Source organism: Pyrinomonadaceae bacterium (genome assembly GCA_036277115.1).
Classification (GTDB): Bacteria; Acidobacteriota; Blastocatellia; order Pyrinomonadales; family Pyrinomonadaceae; genus UBA11740.
Genome location: DASUNM010000021.1, coordinates 501,517 through 524,997 on the forward strand (window position 1 = coordinate 501,517; position 23,481 = coordinate 524,997).

At 54.7% G+C, this 23,481-nt stretch carries 14 protein-coding genes and 1 riboswitch; of the genes, 9 read left to right on the forward strand and 5 right to left on the reverse strand.

The features are described 5' to 3' along the window. Positions 1-112: 112 nt before the first annotated feature. Positions 113-188, reverse strand: a riboswitch (SAM riboswitch). An 801-nt stretch (positions 189-989) separates the two neighbouring features. From VFX97_06555 to VFX97_06570, 4 genes are all read left to right on the forward strand, one after another. After that, positions 990-3,197, forward strand: a complete 2,208-nt coding sequence (locus tag VFX97_06555) for a hypothetical protein (protein HEX5702840.1) — start codon at positions 990-992, stop codon at positions 3,195-3,197. A 56-nt stretch (positions 3,198-3,253) separates the two neighbouring features. Beyond that, positions 3,254-5,137, forward strand: coding sequence for a hypothetical protein (locus VFX97_06560; protein ID HEX5702841.1), 1,884 nt, complete (start codon positions 3,254-3,256; stop codon positions 5,135-5,137). A gap of 142 nt (positions 5,138-5,279) precedes the next feature. Next, positions 5,280-10,802 (forward strand): RHS repeat-associated core domain-containing protein, encoded by a 5,523-nt coding sequence (locus VFX97_06565; protein HEX5702842.1) that lies wholly within the window; start codon positions 5,280-5,282, stop codon positions 10,800-10,802. Between the two features lie 741 nt (positions 10,803-11,543). Then, positions 11,544-12,041, forward strand: coding sequence for an ankyrin repeat domain-containing protein (locus VFX97_06570; GenBank protein HEX5702843.1), 498 nt, complete (start codon positions 11,544-11,546; stop codon positions 12,039-12,041). A gap of 59 nt (positions 12,042-12,100) precedes the next feature. Here VFX97_06570 and VFX97_06575 read toward each other — a convergent pair whose 3' ends face one another. Continuing rightward, entirely contained in the window at positions 12,101-12,685 is a 585-nt protein-coding gene (locus tag VFX97_06575) for a hypothetical protein (protein ID HEX5702844.1), read from the reverse strand. Positions 12,686-12,967: 282 nt separating this feature from the next. Here VFX97_06575 and VFX97_06580 point away from each other — a divergent pair, with 282 nt between their 5' ends. The 3 genes from VFX97_06580 to VFX97_06590 all read left to right on the forward strand — a co-directional run bounded on the left by VFX97_06580 (position 12,968) and on the right by VFX97_06590 (position 17,382). Next, positions 12,968-14,755 (forward strand): peptide MFS transporter, encoded by a 1,788-nt coding sequence (locus VFX97_06580; protein ID HEX5702845.1) that lies wholly within the window; start codon positions 12,968-12,970, stop codon positions 14,753-14,755. A gap of 127 nt (positions 14,756-14,882) precedes the next feature. Beyond that, on the forward strand, positions 14,883-17,087 hold the full coding sequence (locus tag VFX97_06585) for a S9 family peptidase (protein ID HEX5702846.1): 2,205 nt from the start codon (positions 14,883-14,885) through the stop codon (positions 17,085-17,087). A gap of 28 nt (positions 17,088-17,115) precedes the next feature. After that, the gene (locus VFX97_06590; protein ID HEX5702847.1) at positions 17,116-17,382 is read left to right on the forward strand and encodes a DUF4242 domain-containing protein; all 267 of its coding nucleotides are present in this window, start codon (positions 17,116-17,118) and stop codon (positions 17,380-17,382) included. Between the two features lie 428 nt (positions 17,383-17,810). Here VFX97_06590 and mutM read toward each other — a convergent pair whose 3' ends face one another. The 4 genes from mutM to VFX97_06610 form a co-directional block, all read right to left on the reverse strand. Beyond that, positions 17,811-18,743 carry a bifunctional DNA-formamidopyrimidine glycosylase/DNA-(apurinic or apyrimidinic site) lyase gene (gene mutM, locus VFX97_06595; GenBank protein HEX5702848.1) on the reverse strand — a complete coding sequence of 311 codons (933 nt, stop codon included), beginning with the start codon at positions 18,741-18,743 and terminating at the stop codon, positions 17,811-17,813. Between the two features lie 36 nt (positions 18,744-18,779). Then, the gene (locus VFX97_06600) at positions 18,780-18,932 is read right to left on the reverse strand and encodes a DUF3309 family protein (GenBank protein ID HEX5702849.1); all 153 of its coding nucleotides are present in this window, start codon (positions 18,930-18,932) and stop codon (positions 18,780-18,782) included. A gap of 182 nt (positions 18,933-19,114) precedes the next feature. Next, positions 19,115-20,476 (reverse strand): phosphomannomutase/phosphoglucomutase, encoded by a 1,362-nt coding sequence (locus tag VFX97_06605; protein HEX5702850.1) that lies wholly within the window; start codon positions 20,474-20,476, stop codon positions 19,115-19,117. A 118-nt stretch (positions 20,477-20,594) separates the two neighbouring features. After that, positions 20,595-21,635 carry an NDP-sugar synthase gene (locus tag VFX97_06610; protein HEX5702851.1) on the reverse strand — a complete coding sequence of 347 codons (1,041 nt, stop codon included), beginning with the start codon at positions 21,633-21,635 and terminating at the stop codon, positions 20,595-20,597. A gap of 195 nt (positions 21,636-21,830) precedes the next feature. Here VFX97_06610 and VFX97_06615 point away from each other — a divergent pair, with 195 nt between their 5' ends. Both VFX97_06615 and VFX97_06620 read left to right on the forward strand, forming a co-directional pair. Next, positions 21,831-23,018 carry an acetyl-CoA C-acetyltransferase gene (locus VFX97_06615; protein HEX5702852.1) on the forward strand — a complete coding sequence of 396 codons (1,188 nt, stop codon included), beginning with the start codon at positions 21,831-21,833 and terminating at the stop codon, positions 23,016-23,018. After that, positions 23,018-23,470 (forward strand): hypothetical protein, encoded by a 453-nt coding sequence (locus VFX97_06620; GenBank protein HEX5702853.1) that lies wholly within the window; start codon positions 23,018-23,020, stop codon positions 23,468-23,470. The genes VFX97_06615 and VFX97_06620 overlap by 1 nt, the downstream gene beginning before the upstream one ends. Positions 23,471-23,481: the final 11 nt, after the last annotated feature.

The window sequence follows — 23,481 nt, forward strand, 5'->3', positions numbered from 1 at the left end:
CTTTGATAAGCGAAGACCAAGGACCTAAGACCAAAGTCCTTCTTAACGAAAAAATCCCGCGCTAAACAACGCGGGACTTCAAAGTCGTCTGAAGTTTTTTTCGGGTTCGCCTTTTCGAACTTGCCCGAGCTGTTTAGCCGTTTGTTTTACGTGGCCGCAAGTCGCCTTAACTCACCACGTTTTCTCAGCCCTTATACGCTTCAACCGTTAATCCTGTCAACCGCAAGCCTTAACCTGGCTAGTCTGCCGCGAACCCTTGAAGCAAACATTCTTTACTTCTTGAGATTGTTCATGACGACGTAATCAGGACTCAAATCAGGATGATCGCCCCGGATATGTAAACGGCGTACTGACCTTGCCGATACGCAGGACTACTGACGTTCACTTGAAGGATTAGCGAGAGATATTGTGTAGCACCGACAGGGCCTATGTCACCGATGAGGAAGGGTGACAATGGCGACGAGGGAGAAAGGTCGTCCTCGTCAGGAACTATTGATTGCGGTCGGGCTATCGGGAGGTGCGGCATGCACATTATCGTTTGGGTGTCGTAGTCACACCTTCGTCGTTGGTCAAGTCTGTCTCTCATCGGGGCGATTAATGAAACGGACCTTCATCTTGACTGCGAGAGCCGACGGACCTAGATCACGTATTAAAAACAAAAATCTTATTGACTTCTGCAACAGCTCGCACTATGGTGCGCGCATTCGCGTGGGCTGAATCCCTCGAACCTGCTGAGTTGCACTCTCGCCGGATCCAGCCGAAGCAAACACCCTTTATTTCCCGACTTGTGTGACCGGCCCAATTCAAAATTGGCGATCTCTTGGTTACCAGAGACGTTCCTGATTTGCGATGAAGTCAGCGCCGATCGAAGCCGGGGCAACTGATGCACATGCCAGGTACGTTGATTGGCAAAGCGCTCGAACGCTCCAGAAAGGTTCGAAAAGAGATTTTGGTACTCCGTCTTCAATAATTCGCTCAAGGAGAATTCGATGAAACACTATTCACAAAAACTGAGTTTGCGATTCCGGCTGGGAGCCGCGGGCGTTGCATTCTTATTCTTAGCGGTCTGTCACCAGAATGCTGATGCACAGACGAACACTTTCCCCGCCACTGGCAATGTCGGCGTCGGCACTACTACCCCTTCCGCCGCCCTTCAGATTAACAGCAGCACGCCTGGGGTGGCGGCGGTGAAAGTTAAGGGCGCCACATCGCAGACCGCAAACCTGTTGGAATTTCGCACCTCGGATGACACCTTGAGGTCTTACATCAATCCGAGTGGAGCGTTGTTCTTTAATCCTGCCATGGATCAGGTGCCTTCCGCCCTCACGATCGCTCCAAACTTCAATGGCGCTTATTACGCCACCGCCGAGCATAATGCCTTTACTATCAATGGCGCCAACATGGCTAACTACGGGCTGTATACCAGCCCGACTGTACGTATGTTTCTCATCAAAGACGTGAACGGATACAACGCCTTTGAGGTCAATAAAATCGGCATGGCTACTCTTCGCGGTGACATGTCAAACCGCGCCTGGGTTACTAACATTCACGTCGACTCCTCCAACGCCTATTACGCAGGTACTGCCGATGGACTACTCATCAACGGTACGGGGTTAGCAAATCACGGGCTCTATTCGGGAGGCACCGTCCGCATGCTGAGAGTGGTCGGAACAGGAGAAGCCTTAGCAGTCACTCGGGACAACCGTACCGGCTTCGGGACCCTGACGCCCGTAGCGCGCGTGGAAATCATTGGTACGGGGAGTACCTCCGCAAGTGTGGGGCTTAGCGTTAAGAACAGTGCCGCCAGCTCACTCCTGCACGTCCGCGACGATGGCTATGTAGGGATCGGTACAGCAGGTCCCGGCTTTAAGTTCGATGTTCAAGGCGGGCAAATCAATGCATCCGGAGGGCTTTGTATCGCCGGGGACTGCAAGACTGCGTGGTCGCAGGTCGGAGGGGGCGGTAGTTCGCAGTGGACCACCGCCGGATCCAATATTTATTTCAACACCGGCAACGTCGGGATTGGCACTGGTTCGCCTTTGACCAAACTACACGTGGCGGGCGGCACACGTGTGGATGGTACAAGCGGAAAAGTCTACCTTGGCACGAGTGCGGTCGCGGGATCGAGAGGTCTCGAGTTCATAGAAGAGAACGCCACGACTTTCTCCATTCGGCATCATGATCCAAGCGTCGCATGGCGGAACATCGTGATCAACCCACATGGGGGCTCTGTCGGCATCGGCCTAATAACCCCGGTCTACTCGTTTGATGTGAACGGTGGTGTCAATGGCTTTCGCGCGAAGGCGGCGACGGTGTCCAGTGGTGACACAATCGCGGCTTTCGAAAACTCCAGCGGTGTTCAAGCAATTATTCGCGGTAATGGCAACGTCGGCATCGGCACAACCAATCCGGCCAGCAATCTGCAAATCGGCGCGCAGACCGGGAGTCCCAGCGCCAACCCCTCGAGGTTGTCACTGGGTGGAACTTATAGCAATGCCGCAGGCACTAATTTCAAATTGAGACTTTATGACGACGGCGTCGACGGCAACATCTATGGCCTTGGCGTCTCCGCAGGAAGTATGGACTTTGGTGTCAGCCCTACCGCCGGCTACAACTGGTATTCCGGTGGCGCGCACAAGATGACTCTTGGCGCTAACGGCAATTTGGGGATCGGAACCGGCGCAACAGCCCCGACGGCGAAGCTTGAAGTTCTGGGCAACATCAATGTAACCGGGACTGGCCCCAATGCCGGCAACATTAATATCTCGGGCACAATCAATGCCAAATATCAGGACGTCGCCGAGTGGGTCGAGTCTTCCCAAGCCCTCGACGCCGGCACAGTCGTCGTTCTTGATCACACCAGATCCAATCAGGTGGTCGCTTCTTCGAAAGCTTATGACACGCGCGTTGCCGGAGTGATTTCCGTACAACCCGGAATCGCGTTGGGCGAAAGCGGCGCCACCAAAGTGCTGGTCGCCACCACCGGACGCGTCAAGATCAAAGTTGACGCATCAGCCGGCCCGATTGAAATCGGCGATCTCCTGGTCACCAGCGACAAGGAAGGCGTGGCGAAAAAGTCTGAACCAATCAGCCTTGGCGGCGTGCAGATTCACCGTCCCGGCACGCTTATTGGCAAAGCGCTTGAGCCGCTCGCTAAAGGTTCGGGTGAGATTTTGGTGCTGTTGAGTTTGCAGTAGCTTCAGATTAATCAGCTCAAGCGTTGTAAATCGAATCTTTCCGAAAGAGGTTCTCTATGACAGTTCATTCCGAATTGAACATCACCTGCACCACGCGACTAGTTCTCGCGTCGATATTCCTGGCTGCGGCGTGGGTAAGCGCGGCCGGTCAAAACACAAACCTTTTTCCCGGCAGCGGCAACGCCGGAATCGGGACGACCAGCCCGGGAGACGCCTTGCAGATTGTGAAGGACAACGGCGGGCTGACGCTCGATACCGCGACGTCCGGCACCATTGTTCCGGTATTCCGGTTTTCTACAACAGGTACCGGAAGGGCTTCAATTCAATATCGTCCTGACTTGCCCGGTCTGGCCTTTCAAACCGGAGGTATAGCGTATCCAGCGCAGAGTCGCATGGTGCTAACCGACAGCGGCAACTTCGGCATTGGAACGACGAATCCGGCAGTCAAGCTGCATAGTCAGTTAAGCAGTCCTAATACAGGCACACCCACCGGTTCTGACATGGGAATGTTCATAAACAATTCAAATACCACGGCTAATAACTATGCCTTGATCGGATTCGGAAACGCGCTCCCACAGTTTCAAGCGGCAATTGGATCTATCAATCTTGCTTCAGGAGCAAACGCGGGCGGTCATTTGGTATTCCATACCAGGCCCACTGCAGGTGCTACCGCAGAGAGAATGCGCATTGACTCTAGCGGCAAAGTCGGGATCGGCACGACCGCCCCTGGGGGAAAACTTCACATTTACGATCTTACCGCCGGCGTTGAGTTGATTGGGCGAATTCAACACGCCGACGACAGCAGCGCTTCCTCGAATTCAATCTGGCGAGTCATCTCCGGCGACCTGGCAACTTCCAAGCTTGAATTTACCTCTAGCAGTTTCTGGCGGGCAGCTATCTGGTCGGGAGCTAACAAGGATTTGCAGTTCTATACGGGTGGCCCAGCGTCAGCCGCAACTGAGCGCATGAGAATTCTCGACACCGGCACGATCGGCATCGGCCTATCCAATCCAAATCCTTCATACAAGCTTGACGTAAACGGCGCCATTAACGCGACTGCTCTCAACGTCAACGGGTCGCCCATTATCAACACCCAGTGGGCGAACGGCAGCGGCAACATTAATTACACGAGCGGCAACGTCGGCATTGGGACTTCGAACCCGCAGCGAACGCTGGATCTTGGCACCTCGGGACAGCTAACGTTCGGCAACAGCGGTTACAGCTCCACGGCTTCACCCGGTTTCTTCTGGGCCGCAGATAACGTTAACTACGGAATCTACAAATCGGCGGGGTCATGGAGCGCGCCGAACTACCAGCAGCTAACCGTAAACTTTCAGACCGGCATCGTTATTGATGGGGGTAGCGCATACGGCAAGAGTGGCACCGTACTGCAACCGAATGGCGGCAACGTTGGCATCGGCACGAATGCGCCGACTGAAAAATTAGAGATCAATGGCAATCTAAAATTATCGGGAACTGGCAACCTCAACGCGACGGGAACAATTGAAGCCGGCAACATCAAGGCTAAGTACCAGGACCTCGCCGAATGGGTACCATCGTCTGAACAACTTGCCGCGGGTACCGTCGTAGTTCTCGACACAACCAAATCCAATCAAGTCATTGCTTCAGCGCAGGCATACGACACGCGCGTAGCGGGAGTGATCTCGGCACAGCCCGGCATCACTTTGGGTGAAGGCGGCGAGGGCAAAGTTCTGGTCGCCACGACCGGCCGAGTGCGCATGAAAGTTGATGCGTCACGCGGCGCAATACAGATCGGCGATCTGCTCGTAACGAGTGACATCGCCGGTGTCGCGATGAAATCAGACGCAGTCAATCTCGGTGGCGTTCAGATTCATCGCCCCGGCACCATCATCGGCAAGGCACTCGAACCTCTTGCCAAAGGTAAGGGCGAGATTCTGGTGTTGCTGAGCTTGCAGTAGTTACCAGGAATTCCCTACAACTCGCGGAAATTCGCACTTAAGCGTAGGAGTCATTATGTCACTGCATCTGTTGTTAAGAACAACCAAATCACTCTCGCTTGAAAGAAAAGCGGCAGCTCGTTCTTTCGAGCGAAGTGCCTTAATGCCGGCCGTTTTCTTGCTCTTCACAGTTGAGTTAATCCTGCTAACACTGCCGGTTCTCAGTAGCGCGCAGTCGATCCAGTACACGCATAACAAGCCGGACCAAGCGCTGCGGAGTGCCATGACAGTAGACCCGTCGACGCTGGCGTTGAGCATTGAGGTCCCAATTGGCAATTATCCAGGACGTGGGGGCACAGGTGTGCCTATAAGTTTGTCTTACTCTTCCAAGCAGTGGCGCATTGCTTACGAGGAATCATGGCTGAGCAATGGCGGCTTACTGCGCACGGAATCTATTCCAATGTTCAGCGAGTGGGCCAAAGCGGGCTGGACCACATCTGCCGATATTCCAATCATAGAGTGGACGGGTCAGAGCCAGCACTACAACAGCGATGGTACTCCTTTCTGCGGCGACTGTGGGGACTCCGGCGGTTATTACATCAACCGGATTCAAGTACACATGCCAGGCGGGTCGTCCCACGAACTAAGGATTAATGACACGCCCACAACCTCGCCGGCAACTGCAGGTATATATTATTCAGTAGACGGTTCGAACCTGCGCTACGACGCATCATCCTATACCGACGGCATCCTTTACATGCCTGACGGCGCGCGTTATGTCTTGAGCAGCACGAATGCCCAGTTTATCGATCGCAATGGCAACACGCTTAGTTACAGTGCGTCGAGTCGGCAATGGACTGATACTCAGGGCCGGGTTCTGGATGTGCCACTGCCTGCGACACCGAGCGCTAATACCTATACTTACAACATCCCCTCAACCACCAGCACCCCCGCCTCATACAGTGTGCGCTGGAGCACGCTTGAAAATGCGTTGACGAACCCCAGCGATGAATTGCACTACAAGACTAATATGACCTTTGGACTCGGTGAGACCTGGAACCCGCGTTCGCCAGGATTGTTCATCGGCGATGGCGCAAGCCGCCTCTACGACGGTCCGGGATTTCCCGCTTCGGTAAAATTCAACCCCATCGTGCTGGCCGAAATCATACTGCCCAATGGCCAGCATTACCTGTTCACATACAATGTTTTTGCCGAGATCACGAAGGTTGTATATCCCACCGGCGCGTACGAGCGGTTCGATCATGCAGCAGTATCGGGGGCGAGCTTTTTAGAGACGCCTTATGATCAGGGTAATCGGGGAGTGGTTGATCGATGGCTCAGCCCAACCGGAGCAAGCGCGGATGAAGTTCACTGGCACTATGCCGCTGCCAAAAGCAATTTTGTACTAACCGTCAGCACCACTGCTCCCGACAAAACTGTCAATGAACAACTGATAAGAGCGGAAACTTCTCAAGGCTATGACAAATTTGGATTTGGGTGGGCAGAGTTGAGCCTGCCCTTTGAAGAACGTCTGTTAGAGCCAGCCCCGCCGATCGCCGGTGGCGCAATGCTTAGACGAACACTCAGCCACTGGACAACTTCGGGACCAACTTCAGGAGGTTGGGCCACGGCGGCCCGCAACCCGCGAGTGACAAAGCAGGTACACATCCTGCTGGATACAGGAACAAGTAACGCCCTTACTTCCACCACTACGATGTCCTACGACGATGATTTGAATGTCATCGCAACGAATCATTACGACTTCACGTCAATCAGCCAAAGCAGCGCACAAACATTGGCGATCGGATCAATTTCCCCGGGATCGCTGCTACGCTCTGAGGAAGCTACCTATCTGGTAAACGATTCAGGCATCAGCTCAAGTACCCGCGCCGCCTACCGTGATCGGAATCTGCTGCGCCTGCCGACCTCCACTCGGGTGACGATAGGGTCAACCATCGCGGCCCAGTCACAGACAAGTTATGACGAGGTGGGTACTTATCCGCTATTAACGTACGGCGGCGCCATCGGCGGCTGGACAGATCCGGGAACCAATCTGCGCGGGCTCCCGACGACCACAGGCGTTTGGTTGAACACTACCAACAGCTATCGGCAATCACATGTGCAGTATGACCAATTTGGAAACGTGAGAAACATTTGGGACGCGAAAGGCAATCAGTCTCAGCTGACTTACTCGAGCGGCTATTCATATGCCTATCAAACTACCGCCACTACAGCCGTGCCGGATCCAACGGGTGAACATGGTTCAACGACCGCTCTGATCACGACTGCGGAATACAACGCCAACACCGGATTGATGACTTCACTTACTGACGCCAACGGGAAAACCACCAGCTATGCCTACGACTCAGCTAATCGGCCCGCGACGATCACGCGACCGAGCGGCGGCGGATCGACCAGCTATGCTTACGGCGATTTACCCGGCGACCTCTATGTGAGGACTCAAACGTCGCTCGACTCTACCCGAGTGGTAGAGGTTTACCAGTACTACGATAAATTAGGCAGGCCCTGTCGCTCGTTTTTGAACGAAGGCAGCACCTACCTGACGAAGGACATCCAGTACGATTTGATGGGCCGGTCATGGCGGACGTCGAATCCTTATCGCACTACGAGTCTGAATGCGGCCATCAATCCAGAGAATCACTGGACGACGAATGCTCACGACTATCTGGGGCGCGTCACTTCGGTAACCACGCCGGATGGCGCCCAGTTCACCAACGCTTACACCGGAAGCACCTCGACCCCACTTGGATCGATGGTGACAGTCACCGATCAAGCCGGGAAGCTTAGACGCACTCTTACGGATGCCCTGGGACGATTGGCGCGAGTTGACGAGCCCGATAAGATCACAGGCGCCCTGGACGATGGCAATGGCGCTCCGATACAGCCCACGAATTACACGTACGATCTACTGGGGAATCTGTTGGAAGTCACCCAAGGTTCGCAGACCCGCACCTTCACGTACAACTCATTGGCGCAACTTACTTCAGCAACCAATCCCGAGAGCGGGACGATCTGCTATGGCACCGTCACTGCCGGTCAGTGCCAGGCAAATGGATACGATGCCAACGGCAACCTCCTTTTCAAGACCGACGCGCGCGGAGTGCGGGCAACCTTTGCTTACGACAACCTGAATCGCGTGACCAGCCGCACCTATTCAGACAGCACACCCACAGTAACCTACGTGTACGACTCTGGGGCCATTAGTAATGGCAACGGCCGTCTGGCTTCGGTTAGCTCCAGTGTGTCCGCTTACAGCTACAGCGGCTACGACGCGAGGGGCCGTGCTCTCGGTGCGACCCAGACGATCGGGGCACAGAGTTACTTGATCGGCTACACATACGATCTCGCGGGACATGTAAAGACGATGACCTACCCGTCAGGTCATTCAGTTACCTACAATTACGATGGCGCCGGGAGATTGGCTGACAAGGACGCCCAGAACCTCGCGTTCACGGGAAATCTTGGTCAAGGAGGAGCGCCGCGGACGTACGCCAGCGGCCTAAGCTATTCGACGTTCGGTGGCTTGCAGGAAGAGAAGCTCGGAACCACGACACCGATCTATCACAAGCAACGCTACAACGTTCGCGGGCAACTCTGGGATTTGCGCGCCAGCACAGTTTCGTTTGCGACCGATCCGGCCAACGGCGACCGTGGCGCCATTGTGAATTATTACAGCAGCAACTTTGTTCAGGGTGGAAGCGGCACGGACAATAACGGAAACCTTCTGCGGCAGGAGAACTACATTCCCGGTAACAGCTTTTTCCAGGACAGGTTCGCCTACGACGCGCTGAATCGCCTGACTTCAGTCAGCGAGAAACTCAACGGGACCGGCAACGACACATTCAAGCAAACGTACTTCTATGATCGCTACGGCAATCGCCGTATTGACACTAATACAAGTCAAACTTTTGGCGGTGTTAACAATCTTAACTTCGAACTAGAGACAGGTACGAACCGGCTGTATGCGCCGGGCGACTTGGCTTTGGCCGAATCTTCCCGAAGCATGCGGTACGATGCCGGGGGGAATCTCTGGAAAGATACTTACAGTGGCGCGGTAACCGGACAGCAGGCGATCGAACGTCTCTACGACGCCGAGAATCGGATGACGAAAGAGACCCAATCAGGTAACTACGTCGCCGGAGAATATTTTTACGATGGTGACGGCCGCCGGGTGAAGCGGAAAGTCGGCGGATTTGAGACATGGCAGGTTTATGGCCTCGGCGGCGAGTTGCTGGCGGAATATACGTCGAACGGAACCCAGCTCTCCAAAGAGTATGGCTATCGCAACGACGAGTTGTTGGTTACCGCGACAGTGACGGTTGGTTCGGGCGGAAGTGCGTTCACCTTTACCGACCATCCTTTGGTTGTGGGAACATCAGTCGTTAAGGCTGCGCATCTTAACGAATTAAGAACGGCCATCAATCAAGCGCGCGTCCATGCCGGACTTCAGCCGGCCAGCTGGGCTGAATCAATCACGGCGGGCGTCACAACGATCAAAGCGTCGCATGTAACTGAGTTACGTACGCAATTGGATGAAGCGCGGATGGAGCTGGCACTTTCAACCGGTGGCTATACAGACCCGGCGTTGGCGAACGGTTACGATATCAAGGCTGCCCACATCTCTGAACTCCGCACGAAGGCCAATGAAGCACTTACGGCCGGAAGCGGCACTAGTGTCGATCTCCGTTGGCTCGTTTCAGATCACCTGGGCACGCCGCGGATGGTATTCGATCAGACGGGATCGCTGGCCAATGCTTCACGGCATGATTATTTGCCGTTTGGTGAAGAGGTGCCGTCGAATTTGCGTACGGGTGTTCCCGGCTACCCTGCCGGTGACAACGTGCGCCAAAAGTTCACCTCTAAAGAGCGGGACAGCGAGACCGAGCTCGACTTCTTCGAAGCACGTTACTATTCGAGTACGCAAGGCAGGTTTTTGTCTGTCGATCCGCTGTTAGCAAGCGCCGAGCGACAAATTCCGCAAAGTTGGAATCGTTACACATACGCGCTCAACAGTCCCCTTATGTACATTGATCCGACCGGCGAAATCTGGGTAAGGTCTTCCGACGGAAAACATATTGTCTGGTTTTCACAAGAGCGTTGGGACAACGAAATCTCCAAGGCCCGCGACGCAAACGGGAACCCTTTGTACACGCCTTTAACGGCGAGTGAAATGGAATTCAACACGAACTACGGGCGGGTTAGGCTAAATCCAAATGGGCCTGATCGGAACGCTCCGGCCGGTTCCGACGCGTATTATGGGTTTTCGATTGTTGGGCAAAATCAAACTGAGTACAGCGTAGCACTCGCCACTGGCCTAACTATAGCGGCTAGACGTGGCGGCAGAGGTAACGCATATTTATTTCTTGGTACCGCTGTCATTGCGACGATATGGGCACTCGGCGAGCCTGTGAATCAAGGACTGCCGATTGTCGATCCTAATTTTTACAGCCAGGGCGATAGAGACGCGAGAAAGGCCAACCCTGATCGCGTGGAAGCAGCGCGGCAGTTGCTTGAACAGTTGAAGCAAGAACTTGCAAAGGCGAATTCGAAACCGAACAAATCACCAGACGATAAAAAGCTGGTTGAAAAAATAAAGGCCGCCATTCGAAAGCAGCTTGACCGCATGAAAAAGTCGGAATCCCACGGCAGAAAGGGCAAGCGCTAGAGATGTCGGTAAAGACTTAACACTGGAGCAAAACATGGCCCTCTATACGTTTTTTTTTGAATTTCGCAATGGTACTTATATTTCGCAGATTCGCGCCCGAAACTACTTGGAAGCGCCGAGAATATGGGCCGAAGAGCTCGATCTGCCATCGATACCGAACGCAAATGAAATATTGAGAAGCAAACTTACTGAGTCACTAGCGTTCGACAAGCCTGTCCGCTTGCAAGGTATACAGCGAACATGGTGCTGCAGTCTGATATACGTGAGCCGGGCGTTACTCCACTTTACACAAACTGCCGAGTAGACCGATTTCCGTTGAGTATCAGTTCCGCGAATCTCAACTCAAATGGGGTCACGCCTTCTCTCAACTCAACTGGGGGTCAGGCCTTCGATTCTTCAATTCGCGGTGGGTGCCGGCTTTCCGTTTCTCCGCTATCAATCGCGTCGAGTTCGATGAAGCCACTGGAGACTGGTGGAGACTGGAGCATTATCAAAAAATCGCAGGCCTGACCCCCCTTTTTTCTTTTACGAACAACATGGCGAACACTTCCCACGAACCTGCGGTTGTGAGGAGACGTAATGGGAAGCGATAGAAGAGTCCCAACACCGAAAGGAGACGAGCAACTGCTTATGTTTCTCATCATAGGTATTTTGGTAATGGGAAGTTTGACTCCTTCATGCAGTAACGGCTCAACGAAAGGGTCTGACTATCGGATATCACCGCACGGCCAGAAGGAAATCATGCGAAATCCAATACCTTTGCGAAAAACCGATCAAAACAAAGGTGAGCGTTGCGGTCCTCGCTACTTCACCGACGTTTCGGGTGACGACGATTACAGTCCGGTGTGTTACGAGCTTCAGTTAAAACTCGTCAAAGCGTCATTGGAAGGTGACCTTCAGAAGATGAGAGAGGCGCTTCGTGACGGGGCAAACGTTGAGGGGTCCGTCTACGACTACTACCCGCCATTACAAACTGCTGCGATGCAGGGGAAAAATGAGGCAGTTCGTCTACTTATAGAGAATGGGGCGGATCTGAATCGGGTTGCAGAGTTTCAGAATACTCCACTGAACGCCGCTGCTTCTGGGGGACACACAGAGGTTATCAAGATGCTGGTTATCCAGGGAGCCGACGTCTGTTACAGAAGCTCGGCCGGTACTGCGCGAGAGATTGCTCGGGCAAAGGGTCATCAGTCGCTAGCCGAGTTGTTGAAGGCCGCAGAATCTACAAAGTGCAAATGAAGACGTGTCTTACCCGACTGCGAAGGATCGCAAAGATACGACCACTAAGCCTTGACATCTCACCCCTTTTTCGGCGCTGTCCCGGTTACCCGAAAGCTGTTCACCATCGCGTAAGCATCCTTCTGCTTCGCATCATATTGGTCTTGCGGCATGATGAGGGTGATCAAGCCAATTAAGCCGTTGTGTTGCTCGATGAACGCGTCCCCGTACATTTTGTAGGTGACGCCCTTCACCACCGAGTTGTATTTGAAATAAAGTCCCAGGCTGCCGTCCTTTTGCGACTTCGAATCGCCCATCTCGAAAGCGTCGAAACTACCCAGGCGTAAGCGGAGAAAGGCCTTGAGCGTTTCACCGAGTTCCGCTTGCGTATAGACGCGGCTGGGCTCGTAGACGCGCACCACGACGACGCCGTTTTCAGTCGGATCGATGATTGAGACAACTGCTTCGCCCGCAGCACTGACGTCCGTCACATTCCAATTTCCGGGCCGCGCGAGCGAGAACCAACCGCTTTTGTGATTGTAAGTACTGACGGGACCGAAGACGACATCCTGCGTTTTTGGTTGAGCCACGACGCGTTGCGGCAGAACAGCGCCGGCGACGGTCAGGCAAAGCGCCGCTAGGGCCACAAACAAGATTTTGTTCATCATCGCTCCTTTATGAACCAGTTTCGCCACTGCCTGAAGCCGCCGATTAATACTTTTCAAGCGGCGACTTCGGGTGCGAGGCGCGCGCGCCAGGGCATCGTATCGTGAGAATCCGAAGATCGTCCACAACTTAAATGTGAGAATTCAGCGCGCCCAAAGCCAATGTTTAGACCGTTTTCAAGTTGACAGCCCTAGGTAGCTTCTGGCTGAATGCCTTTAAATAATTAACCATCTCTCTCCGCTAGTTCGTTGAACGACTGAAGAGGAGCGAAAAACAACAATATGGCCACCAACAATCAGGTTGGCGTTACGACTCATCCGAAGGGTCTGTACGTCCTGTTTGCCACCGAGATGTGGGAGCGGTTCAGCTTCTACTCGATGCTGTCGTTATTTACGCTGTACCTGCGCGACCCGATCAGCGGATTTGGCTGGACGGCGACTGAGGCGACCACGCTCAACGCCAACTACCTGATGTTTGTTTATGCGAGCCCGCTGATCGGCGGACTCGTCGCCGATCGCATCACTGGTTATCGCAAGGCCGTGATGATCGGTGGCTTCTTCTTCATGGCGGGGCATGGGTTGCTCTCAATTCAAGCACTGTGGGCGGTTTACAGTGCTCTTGTCTGCCTGGTGATCGGTAACGGCTTCTTCAAACCGAACGTGTCAACGATGGTTGGCAACCTCTATCCCGAGGGCAGTCACCTCAAGGATCGTGCCTACAACATCTTTTATATGGGCATCAATGTCGGTGCATTTGCGGCGCCGATCGTGATGCAGATTGTAAAGTCGACGATTAATGTTCACGCCGCGTTTGCGGTCGCCGCATTTGGAATGCTGATTTCGGTGGGAACTCTGTGGTACTTCAAACAGCATGTGCTGAGCGCCGACCGAAAGAAGGGGTCCCGCGATGCCCAACAGGCTGCCGACACGGCCGCCACTGCGACAGATGCTCCGCCACATGGTGTTAGCGATCAGGACGAAGGTGGTCACGCGAAAGGCGCCGGCGGAGACGCGGGGCGAAGCGCGGACATGCTGGCTGTCCCGAACTGGAAACGCGTGGTTGCGCTCCTTGTCATTTTCGCAATCGTCATTGTCTTCTGGATGGTGTTTCACCAAAACAGCTCAACCCTGACCTATTTCGCCGAAGACAATACGAGCATTCCCGGAACTATTTCTCAATCGATAAATGCCATGTGGGTGCTCGCGCTCACGTTTCCGCTCGTCTGGTTTTGGGGCTGGCTGGATCGCAAGGGCAAGGAACCCGCCACACCGACAAAGATGGCGTTTGGCATGACCCTTACGGGACTCTCGTTCCTGGTTTTGTGGATGGCTGCAAGTATGGGTGAACGCGCACCGAAAACTCCTGATCAATTTGCTTCTGGCGCGTTCCGGATAAATGAACGCGTCGCCACGAATCTGGTCGCTCAAGGCGCTCCGAAAGACGTGGTTGACAAGATCATGAATGCGGAAACTCCGGCCCCGCCCGCGGCGCCCGTCGAACCGGGGCTCTGGAATTCGGTGAAGGGCTTCTTTGCCGCTAAACCGGAAGGGAAGAAGATAGTCAGCGGCGTGAAATTCTCTGCATCAAGCGAGGAAGACATCAAGAAGGCGGACGAAGAAAATGCAAAAGCCGGGAAGCCCCCGCTGACGGAGGCTGAGAAGGCGCGTATGAGGAGCGGTCAGGAAAAGATGATCGCGGCCGTCAACTCGGTCGCCCCCGGGTTTGGAGATTCTCACCGGGCTGCAATTCTGGATAACGCCTATCTTTTTCACGTATCGGGGTTCTGGCTCTTCCTCGGTTACATGATCGTGACGCTGGGCGAACTTATGCTTTCGCCGATGGGTCTGTCGCTGGTCTCGAAGGTCGCGCCGATAAGTATCCGCGGTCTGATGATGGGCGGGTGGTTTGTGGCTACGGCCATCGGAAACAAGCTCACGCAGATTGGCGTCTACTGGGACATCTGGCTGCAGTCGAGCTTCTTCCTGGTCCTGGCGTGTATGGCCCTGTTCATGGCGATTGTGCTCGCAGTACTGCTGAAGCCGCTGAAGAGAGCGATGCCGGGCGTGTGAGCTTTTCGTAAACTGAATTGGGAGCAAGCTCGTGATAAGTTGCAGAGAGGCGCAAGGGTGAAAGCCTTTGTTGCCTCTTTGCTTTTCCGCGCTGCGTTTACCCTAATCTCTACTGGAGATGAATCAAGTGAAAATATTCCGACGAAGCATTCTTCTATTCTTCATCGTTACCGGCGTCGCGGCCCAGGCGCTCGCGCAAAACAAGCAATTAACCATTGACGACATCTTCGATCCGCAGAAGCGCGTCAGCTTTGGCGGCTCGCCAGTCAGTCCCCGCTGGCTGAAGGACGGCGTCCATTTCACGGTGGTCAGCCGCGATCGAAACGCATTCCCGCGCTTGTTGAAGGTCAATGCCGTGTCCGGAAAGTCTGAGCCGTACTACAACGCGGCGAAAATGGAAGCTGCGTTTGCCGCGCTCCCCGGAATGAAAGACGCGGCCCGGCGGTTGGCGAACCAGACCTTTTATCAAATGAATCCGGCAGAGACCGGCGTGCTGATTAACCACGCGAACGACTTGTTCTATTACGAGTTCGGAAACGATCGCGCCATTCGGGTGACGCACAGTCCGCAGGAAGAAGTCGGCGAAGGCTTCAGCCCGGACGGCAAGTTCATAAGTTTCGTGCGCAGCGGAAATCTCTATGTGGCGGACCTCGCTTCCCAACGCGAACGGGCCCTGACAGGCGATGGGGGCGAAAAGATTTTTAATGGACGGCTCGACTGGGTTTATCAGGAAGAGCTCTACGGCCGCGGTAATTTCGGCGCTTACTGGTGGAGTCCGGACTCGACACGACTTGCTTTTCTTCGTCTCGACGAGAATCCCGTGCCTAATTTTCCGGTCGTCGATCACATTCCGATTGACCAAGTTCTCGAGAACACACCCTATCCAAAAGCCGGCGAAGCGAATCCGCTTGTAAAGCTGGGCGTCGTCAACGCAGCCGGCGGCGACATCACCTGGGTCGACACCGGCAAGTACATGCCGGAAGATTTGTTGATTGTGCGCGTCGGTTGGTTTCCCGACGGCAAGAAGGTTTGGTATCAGGCGCAGAATCGCATTCAGTCGTATCTCGACCTGAACACCGCGAATCCCGACAACGGCAGCTCGTCCAATCTCTTCCGCGAGACGAGCAAGGCCTGGGTCGAAGTCGTCGATGAAGGTCTGCGCTGGCTGAACAATGGTTCGTTTCTCTGGCTCAGCAGTCGTGACGGCTGGGAGCACATTTATCACTATGGCGCCGACGGAAAGTTGATCCGGCAGGTGACGAAAGGTGATTGGGACGTCCGCACCCTTGATGAAGTGAACGACGGGAAGGGAACGATCTATTTCACCGGCACCGAACACAGCTACATTGCGAATAACGCCTATTCGATCAAGCTCGACGGAACCGGGCTAAGCCGATTGACCACGACGGAAGGGAATCATCGGCCGTCGTTTAATTCCAACACGACACACTTCATCGACACCTGGTCTGACGTGAACACCCCGACCCAGGTGCGGCTTTACGATGCGGCCGGGAAACTCGTACGCGTGATCGACGAGAACAAAGTCGACGCGTTGGCGCAGTACAAGCTCGGCAAGGTTGAGTTGCTCAACGTGAAGACGCGCGACGGCTTCACGATGGAAGCGATGATGATCAAGCCGCCGGATTTCGATCCGTCGAAGAAATATCCGGTGTGGTCTTACACGTACGGCGGTCCGCAAGCGCCGCAGGTTCGCAATGCGTGGGGCGGAGCGACGTTCATGTGGCATCAGATGCTGGCGCAGAAAGGCTACATCATTTGGATTTGCGACAACCGCACCGCCAGTAGCAAGGGAGCCGGTTCCGCCTGGCCGGCTTACAAGAATCTGGGTGAACTGGAACTGCGCGATATTGAAGACGGGTTCGCTTGGTTGAAGTCACAATCATACGTTGATGGTTCCCGAATCGGCATCTGGGGCTGGAGCTACGGCGGTTACATGACGACCTATGCGCTCACCCACAGCCAGACATTCAAGGTCGGAATTGCCGGCGGCTCAGTCACTGACTGGCGGAACTATGACACCATTTACACTGAGCGTCTGATGGACACGCCGCAGAATAATCCGGAGGGCTACCGCAAGTCGGCGCCGCTGCATTTCGCCAAAAACCTGAACGGCAAGCTGCTCCTGATTCACGGCGCCATCGACGACAACGTGCACATGTCGAACACGATTCAGTTTCTTTACGAGCTACAGAAGAGCGGCAAGCCAGTGCAGCTAATGGTTTATCCCAAGTCGCGCCACGGCGTGACCGATCCGCTGCTGCTCAAGCACATGCGACAGATGATGACGGATTTCATTTTGGCGAACTTGTAGGATTTCATTACATGAGGAGGACCTGAGAATGCCTGTTTATATGGTTGAGCGCGAATTGCCCGGCATCCAGATGGATCAATTGGCCGCGGCGCAGAAGGCTGCAATCGAAACCAGTAACCAGTTCACCGCTGACGGTAAACCTGTTCGCTACATCAGAACGACCTTTGTTCCGGGTGAAGCGCATTGCATGTGTTTGTTTGAGGCTGGCAATGCTGATGACGTTAAGGCAGTCAACGAAAAAGCGAACATCCCATTTACTCGCGTGGTTGAAGCGCTGGATTTAACACCGCAGTAACAACCAATCAACGGTGCAGAGTGAGGGAGTGTGAGTGTGATCCGCGTTGAAGTAATTGATCTTCATATAGATTCCTCTTTCAAGGGCGTACTCTGACAGATCTACTGAAGCTTTGGCTGCTGCTAGTTTGTCCAACATTGGTTCGCGTCGAAGTGTTTCCCAGATCAAATGCAGCCAACACCGGGAGTGGGAGTGAGTTGACATGGTTTAGAAGCTCCTTGAGAAGAAGAGCTTAAGAGAAACCGTTAAAACGGTTCAATCCAAATTTTGTTGCAAGCAGGTCACCGGGTTGAAACCGGGTGTGAATAAGAATTAGAACCAGTGGCGTATCGATGATGAGGGATTCTGTAAGGCGCTAAGTGACGAAGGCAAGGTTCGAACCTGCAGTCCTTCGTAATTCTTTATCTGTGTCTGCGTAGTCTGCGGATTCATCGTCTCTGACACCTGGGACACCAGTAAGTTGATCTCCCGCCCTGCGTTTCGCGACGAATCCTCGCGCCGCACCTGACGCAGGGCTCACCTTCGCGATCGTAAACATGCCAGAAATCTTCGAACGCTTCACCGTACGTGAATCCGTCCGGATGTTCGAGATTCACCCGCAGTCGCGTGCCGTCACTCATCGCGTCGGTAAGAACTTCGCGGATAGCCTGATGCAATCTGGCGACGCGTTTAGGAGCCAGCGTTGTCGCGATCTTGAAAGGATTGATCTGCGCACGAAAGAGCGCTTCGGACGCGTAAATGTTTCCCAGCCCAAGCACCTTTGTTTGATCGAGCAGGAGCGTCTTCAGACTTCGCTGCGAGCGCGCCAGCACCCGCTTTAAATAATCCAAACTGAATTCGTCTGAGAAAGGTTCGGGGGCGAGTTCGCGAATTCCTTTGGTGTGGGCGAGCCGGGAATACGCCACCAGCTTCATTACTCCAAACTGCCGCTGATCACAGAACACCAGCCGCCGCTCGTTATCCAGGTAAAAGATTGCGTGCGCGTACCGCGGCAGTTCCTCGTCGACCGTGAGATATCGAAACTTGCCGGTCATGCGCAAGTGGAAGATCAACACGCTGCCTGAGCCGGGCCGCGTGCCGACGGCGCGACCGTGCGAAAGCATCTTCGGTTTGTCGAGATCGATCAGGATGAACTTGCCGCGCCGCCGCACGCCGCAGATGCGAGAACCTTTGAGTTTGCGATTGAATGCCGCTTGCGCGTTACGGGGAACGAGCTTGGGCAGGCGGATCTCAGTAGCGAGGATGCGCCGTCGAACCACAGACCGGCGCAACGCGCGCACGACGTGCTCGACCTCCGGCAGCTCGGGCATGCCCGAGAGTGTGGGATGCCCTGCCGCCGAAGTCAAAGCGGAAATGTGCATCAAATTGTGGTGAAACGAGGACCAGACCGTCTCAGGTTAGAACACCTTCAACAGCAAGAGAATGATAACGATGAGCACGATCAGCCCGAGCCCGCCGCTTGGGCCATAGCCCCAGTTGCGGCTATATGGCCACGCCGGCACCGCTCCCAACAGCAAAATGATCAGGATTATTAGAAGGATGAGACCCATGAACCGAAACCTCCCGAGTCGAATCAGACGCTGATTACTTGCACGCCGGGGATCAGCTTTCGAAATGGTTTCGGCAAGGCCTGTGCCGTGGGTACGCACTCCTCGGACTGCCGTCTGTCTTAAAGCTAAAGTCCTTCGAGCGGAGCGCCGATGAACTTGCACGCCGGAGGCGTGCGTACCAGCTAGTGCGGCCTGGTTCCGATGATCTCTTCTATCTCGACGCGCAGATTTTCAACTAAGCCGGGTTTCCGCGCTTCAATGTTAAGGCGGAGCAGAGGCTCGGTATTCGAGGAGCGGATGTTGAAGCGCCAATCATCGGAATTCAGCGAGTAGCCATCAGTCAGGTCTTCGGTGCCGCGGCCGTTGAAACGCTCCTTTACCGCCGCAATGGTCTTCGGCACGTCGCCGACGCGGTAATTCAATTCGCCGGACATGTAATGGCCATCCATATACGGCCGCATGGTTTCGGAAAAAGATTTTCCAGTACGGGATAACTGCTCAAGAACCAGTAGGAAAGGAATCACTCCGTTGTCGGCATAAAAGTTCTCGCGAAAGTAGTAATGCGCGCTCATCTCGCCGGCGAAGATGGCATTCTCATTGCGCATGCGATCCTTGATGAAGGCATGACCGCTCTTGGAGATGAGCGGTTGCGCGCCATGCTGCTCGCAAACTTTGGTCGTCGGCCAAATCACCCGCGGATCGAAAATGATTTTGTTCGGGCCGCTGCTCTTTGTCAGCAGGACGTCGGCCAAAGAGGCCGTCACGTAGGCGCCGGATATGAACTCGCCTTTCTCATCCAGGAACATGCAACGATCGGCGTCGGCGTCCCAGATGGCAGCGATGTCGTGCTTTGAATCACGCATTAACTGTTCAGTCTCAGCGCGATTGGCAGGCTGCATCGGATCGGGTGTGCCTTTTGGAAAAGTACCGTCAGGTTGCCAGTTCAGCCGCGTAAGCTTTATCGGCAACTTCTCTGCCAACAGGTCCACTATTTTGCCGGCGAAACCAAAGTTCGCGTTTGCGACGACATCCAGCGGTTTGATCGCATCGCTATCGATAAAGGTGAGCACGTGCTCAACATAGCCCTCAGTGACGTCTTTTTCTTCGACCCGCCCTTTGGTGTCCGACGAGACTTCCTTGTCTTTGTTTTCCTTCAGCGCATCGCGGATGGCGAATAATCCAGTTTCAGAAGAGATGGCCGCGGCTTTCTCGCGCACCATCTTCGCGCCGTTGTATTCCTTCGGATTGTGCGAGGCAGAGACCACGATGCCGCCGGAGTATTCATCCGACGAGCCGACTGCGTAGTACAGCATGTCGGTCGTGATGCCGCCGATGTCCACTACGTTAACGCCGGCATCGACAAAGCCCTTTGTCAGCGCCGCTTTCAGCGATGGCCCTGATTCGCGGGCGTCCATGCCGACGACCATCGTCTTTGGATGAAAGAGATGGGTGTAAGCCTGCGCGATCCGGTAGAAGGCCTCTTCGTCGAGATCGGTCGGGTAAACGCCGCGAATGTCGTAAGCACGAAAGCTGTCGAAGTTCATAGTTTGTCCTTCTTGGGCGCGTGGCGGCGTTAGAGTACCGACTTTAGTCGGGCGGTTTGGCTGCCTCGGTGTGCGTGAAGAAAAAGCCCAACTCAAGTTGGTACTCTAACCCCTGCCTTCACACGCACGTTCTTGTGTAATCGCTCAAAGAAGTCTTATCACCCAGCACAGTCCCCGGACCGACAATCGCCGACCGTCCAATGTGGCAACCCCGACCGATGAGGGCGCCCCTCACTTCCGCCGCAGTGCCGACGCGCGTATGACTCCAGAGCACGGAATTCTCAATCCTGGCCCGCTCTTCGATGTAGCAGCCCGGGCCAAGCACCGAGTTGATGATCTCGACTCCCGGTTTGATGGTGCAGTCGTCGGCGATGATTGACAGTTCATCAATCTGAGAGTGCGTCGCCGAATCAAAGTTACCGCGGCGATCCTTCAGGTGAAAGCGCGTGACACGATTTGCCAGCATGTCGTGATGCGCTTGCAGATAGCGCGCGGGCGTACCAATGTCCAGCCAATACGTGCGCGGCGGAACGTGCGCATAGAAAGCTTCGCCCTGCTCAAGCAACTTCGGAAACAGCGCGTACTCGAATGAATAATTTTCGCCTTTAGGAATCAAATCCAGCACCTTCGGCTCGAGGACGTACGCGCCGGCGTTGATGTTGCGACAGTCCGTCTCGCCGGGCTTGGGCTTTTCCACAAAGCGCTGAACGCGACCCTCTTCGTCGGTTTCAACCACGCCGTACATGCTGGCATCTTCGACCGGGATCAAAAAGATCGAGGCGGTGGCCCCCCGCTGTTGATGCTGACGGATCATCACTTTTAGATCGAGATCCGTGAGCACGTCGCCGTTGAATACCACGGTCGGTTCGCGAATCAAATCTTCAGCGAACTTGTAGGCGCCGGCCGTACCCATCGGCTGGGGCTCGACCGTGTACTTCAATTTCACACCAAAGTTCGAGCCATCGCCGAGCTGCTGCTCAATCTTCTCAGGTTGATAAGAGAGGGAAAGGGTTATGTCCGTGACACCGGCGCGCCGCAAGGTGTCGATTTGGTAAAGCAGAAACGGCCGGTTACAAATCGGGACGATCGGTTTCGGCGTGTAAACAGTCAGGGGCCGCAGCCGCGTTCCTTTTCCGCCAGCCAGAATTAGTGCCTGCATGATTAATTGATCGAAGCGTGAATGATTCCGAGGTTGAATTGCAAGCGGTGAGTCTAGCATTCGCGCGAGAGGGTTTTCAATTGCGCCATGTGTAGCGTGAGGTAGCGTCATGGAGTCAATACCGAATCCTCTCGCTTGACACGTTTTGGAATTAGCAGTCATCCTAAATCAATTAAACCAATAACATTCAAGACTATGTCATCAATCAAAGAAGCAGTAATTATCAGCGCCGTGCGCACTCCGGTGGGAAAGTTTCTCGGCGCCCTGAAGAGTTTCAAAGCAACTGAACTCGGCGCCATCGCCGTGCGCGAGGCAGTCAAACGCGCGGGCGTGAACCCTGAGGACGTTGACGAGGTGATCATGGGCTGCGTCATTCAGGCCGGCCTGGGTCAAAACCCGGCGCGGCAAGCCGCGTTGAAAGGCGGTTTGCCCAACACCGTCTCAGCAGTGACGGTCAACAAGGTCTGCGGCTCGGGATTGAAAGCCGTGATGATGGCCGCGCAGGGCGTGCAACTCGGCGACACCGAGATTGTCGTCGCGGGCGGTATGGAGTCAATGTCGAACGCGCCGTACCTGCTGCCAAAAGCGCGCGAAGGATATCGTCTCGGCCACGGGACGATCGCAGATTCAGTGATTCAGGACGGGCTTTGGTGCGCGTTTGACGATCAGCACATGGGCTGCACCGGTGAAGTCGTTTCCGAGCGGTACAACGTTCCCCGCGCCGAGCAGGATGAGTACGCGCTGAATTCGCATCGCAAGGCGGCTGCGGCAATTACTGCGGGGAGCTTCAAGGATGAGATTGTTCCCGTCGAGATTCCGCAAAGGAAAGGCCCCTCCATCGTTTTCGATACCGACGAGCCGGTGCGTGCCGACAGTTCGATCGAAGCGTTAGCGAAACTAAAGCCGGCCTTCAAGAGTGACGGAACGGTAACCGCCGGCAACGCGCCGGGAATGAATGATGGAGCCTCAGCGTTAGTGGTGACTTCGACCGAGCGCGCGAAGGCTTTGGGTGTCGAGCCGCTGGGGCGAATTGTGTCGCAGGCTACTTCGGGCACTGAACCAAAGCTGGTGATGATGGCGCCGGTCGAAGCAATTAAGAAGCTTCTGAAAAAGACCGGCTGGTCACTTAACGACGTCGATTTGATCGAACTGAATGAAGCATTCGCGGTGCAGGCGGTCGCGATTACACGCGAGCTGGATCTCGATCCAGACAAGGTCAACGTTAATGGTGGCGCCGTCGCTTTGGGACACGCTATCGGACAATCCGGATCGCGCATCCTCACAACCATGCTCTACGAATTGAAGCGGCGCGATGCACATCGGGGAATCGCCGCGCTGTGTCTCGGTGGCGGCAACGCGGTGGCGATGGCCGTTGAACGTTAATGACCGCCGAAGAACACAACAAGACGCTCGCGACGCTGTATTTTGTTTACAGCGGAATTCACGGGCTCACGTTGATCGGATTGTTACTGCTCGTGCTGGTGGTTAAGCTCACGACACCGGCCGCTGAACTTATCTCATCATTCTGGCTGTTTGTAGGCGGGCTCGTGTTCGTGATTCTGTTCTTGACCGTTGGTTTGCTCCCGCTGATCGTCGGTTATGGATTTCGTAAACGAGCTGGCTGGCTGAAACCGATCGCGTTTCTAACTGCAGTTCTCAATCTAGTAAATATTCCGATCGGCACGGCGCTCGGAATCTACACGATGAAATTCTTTCGAAGTGAAGCCGGCGTGAAATTGTACGGTGGCCAGGCGGCCTCCACCGCGGAAGATGAGCTGAAGAACGCGATGCAGGGGGCGCAGCCGTTGATGAACTGGGCGGATCGTTTGAAGTAGTGGCACAGACT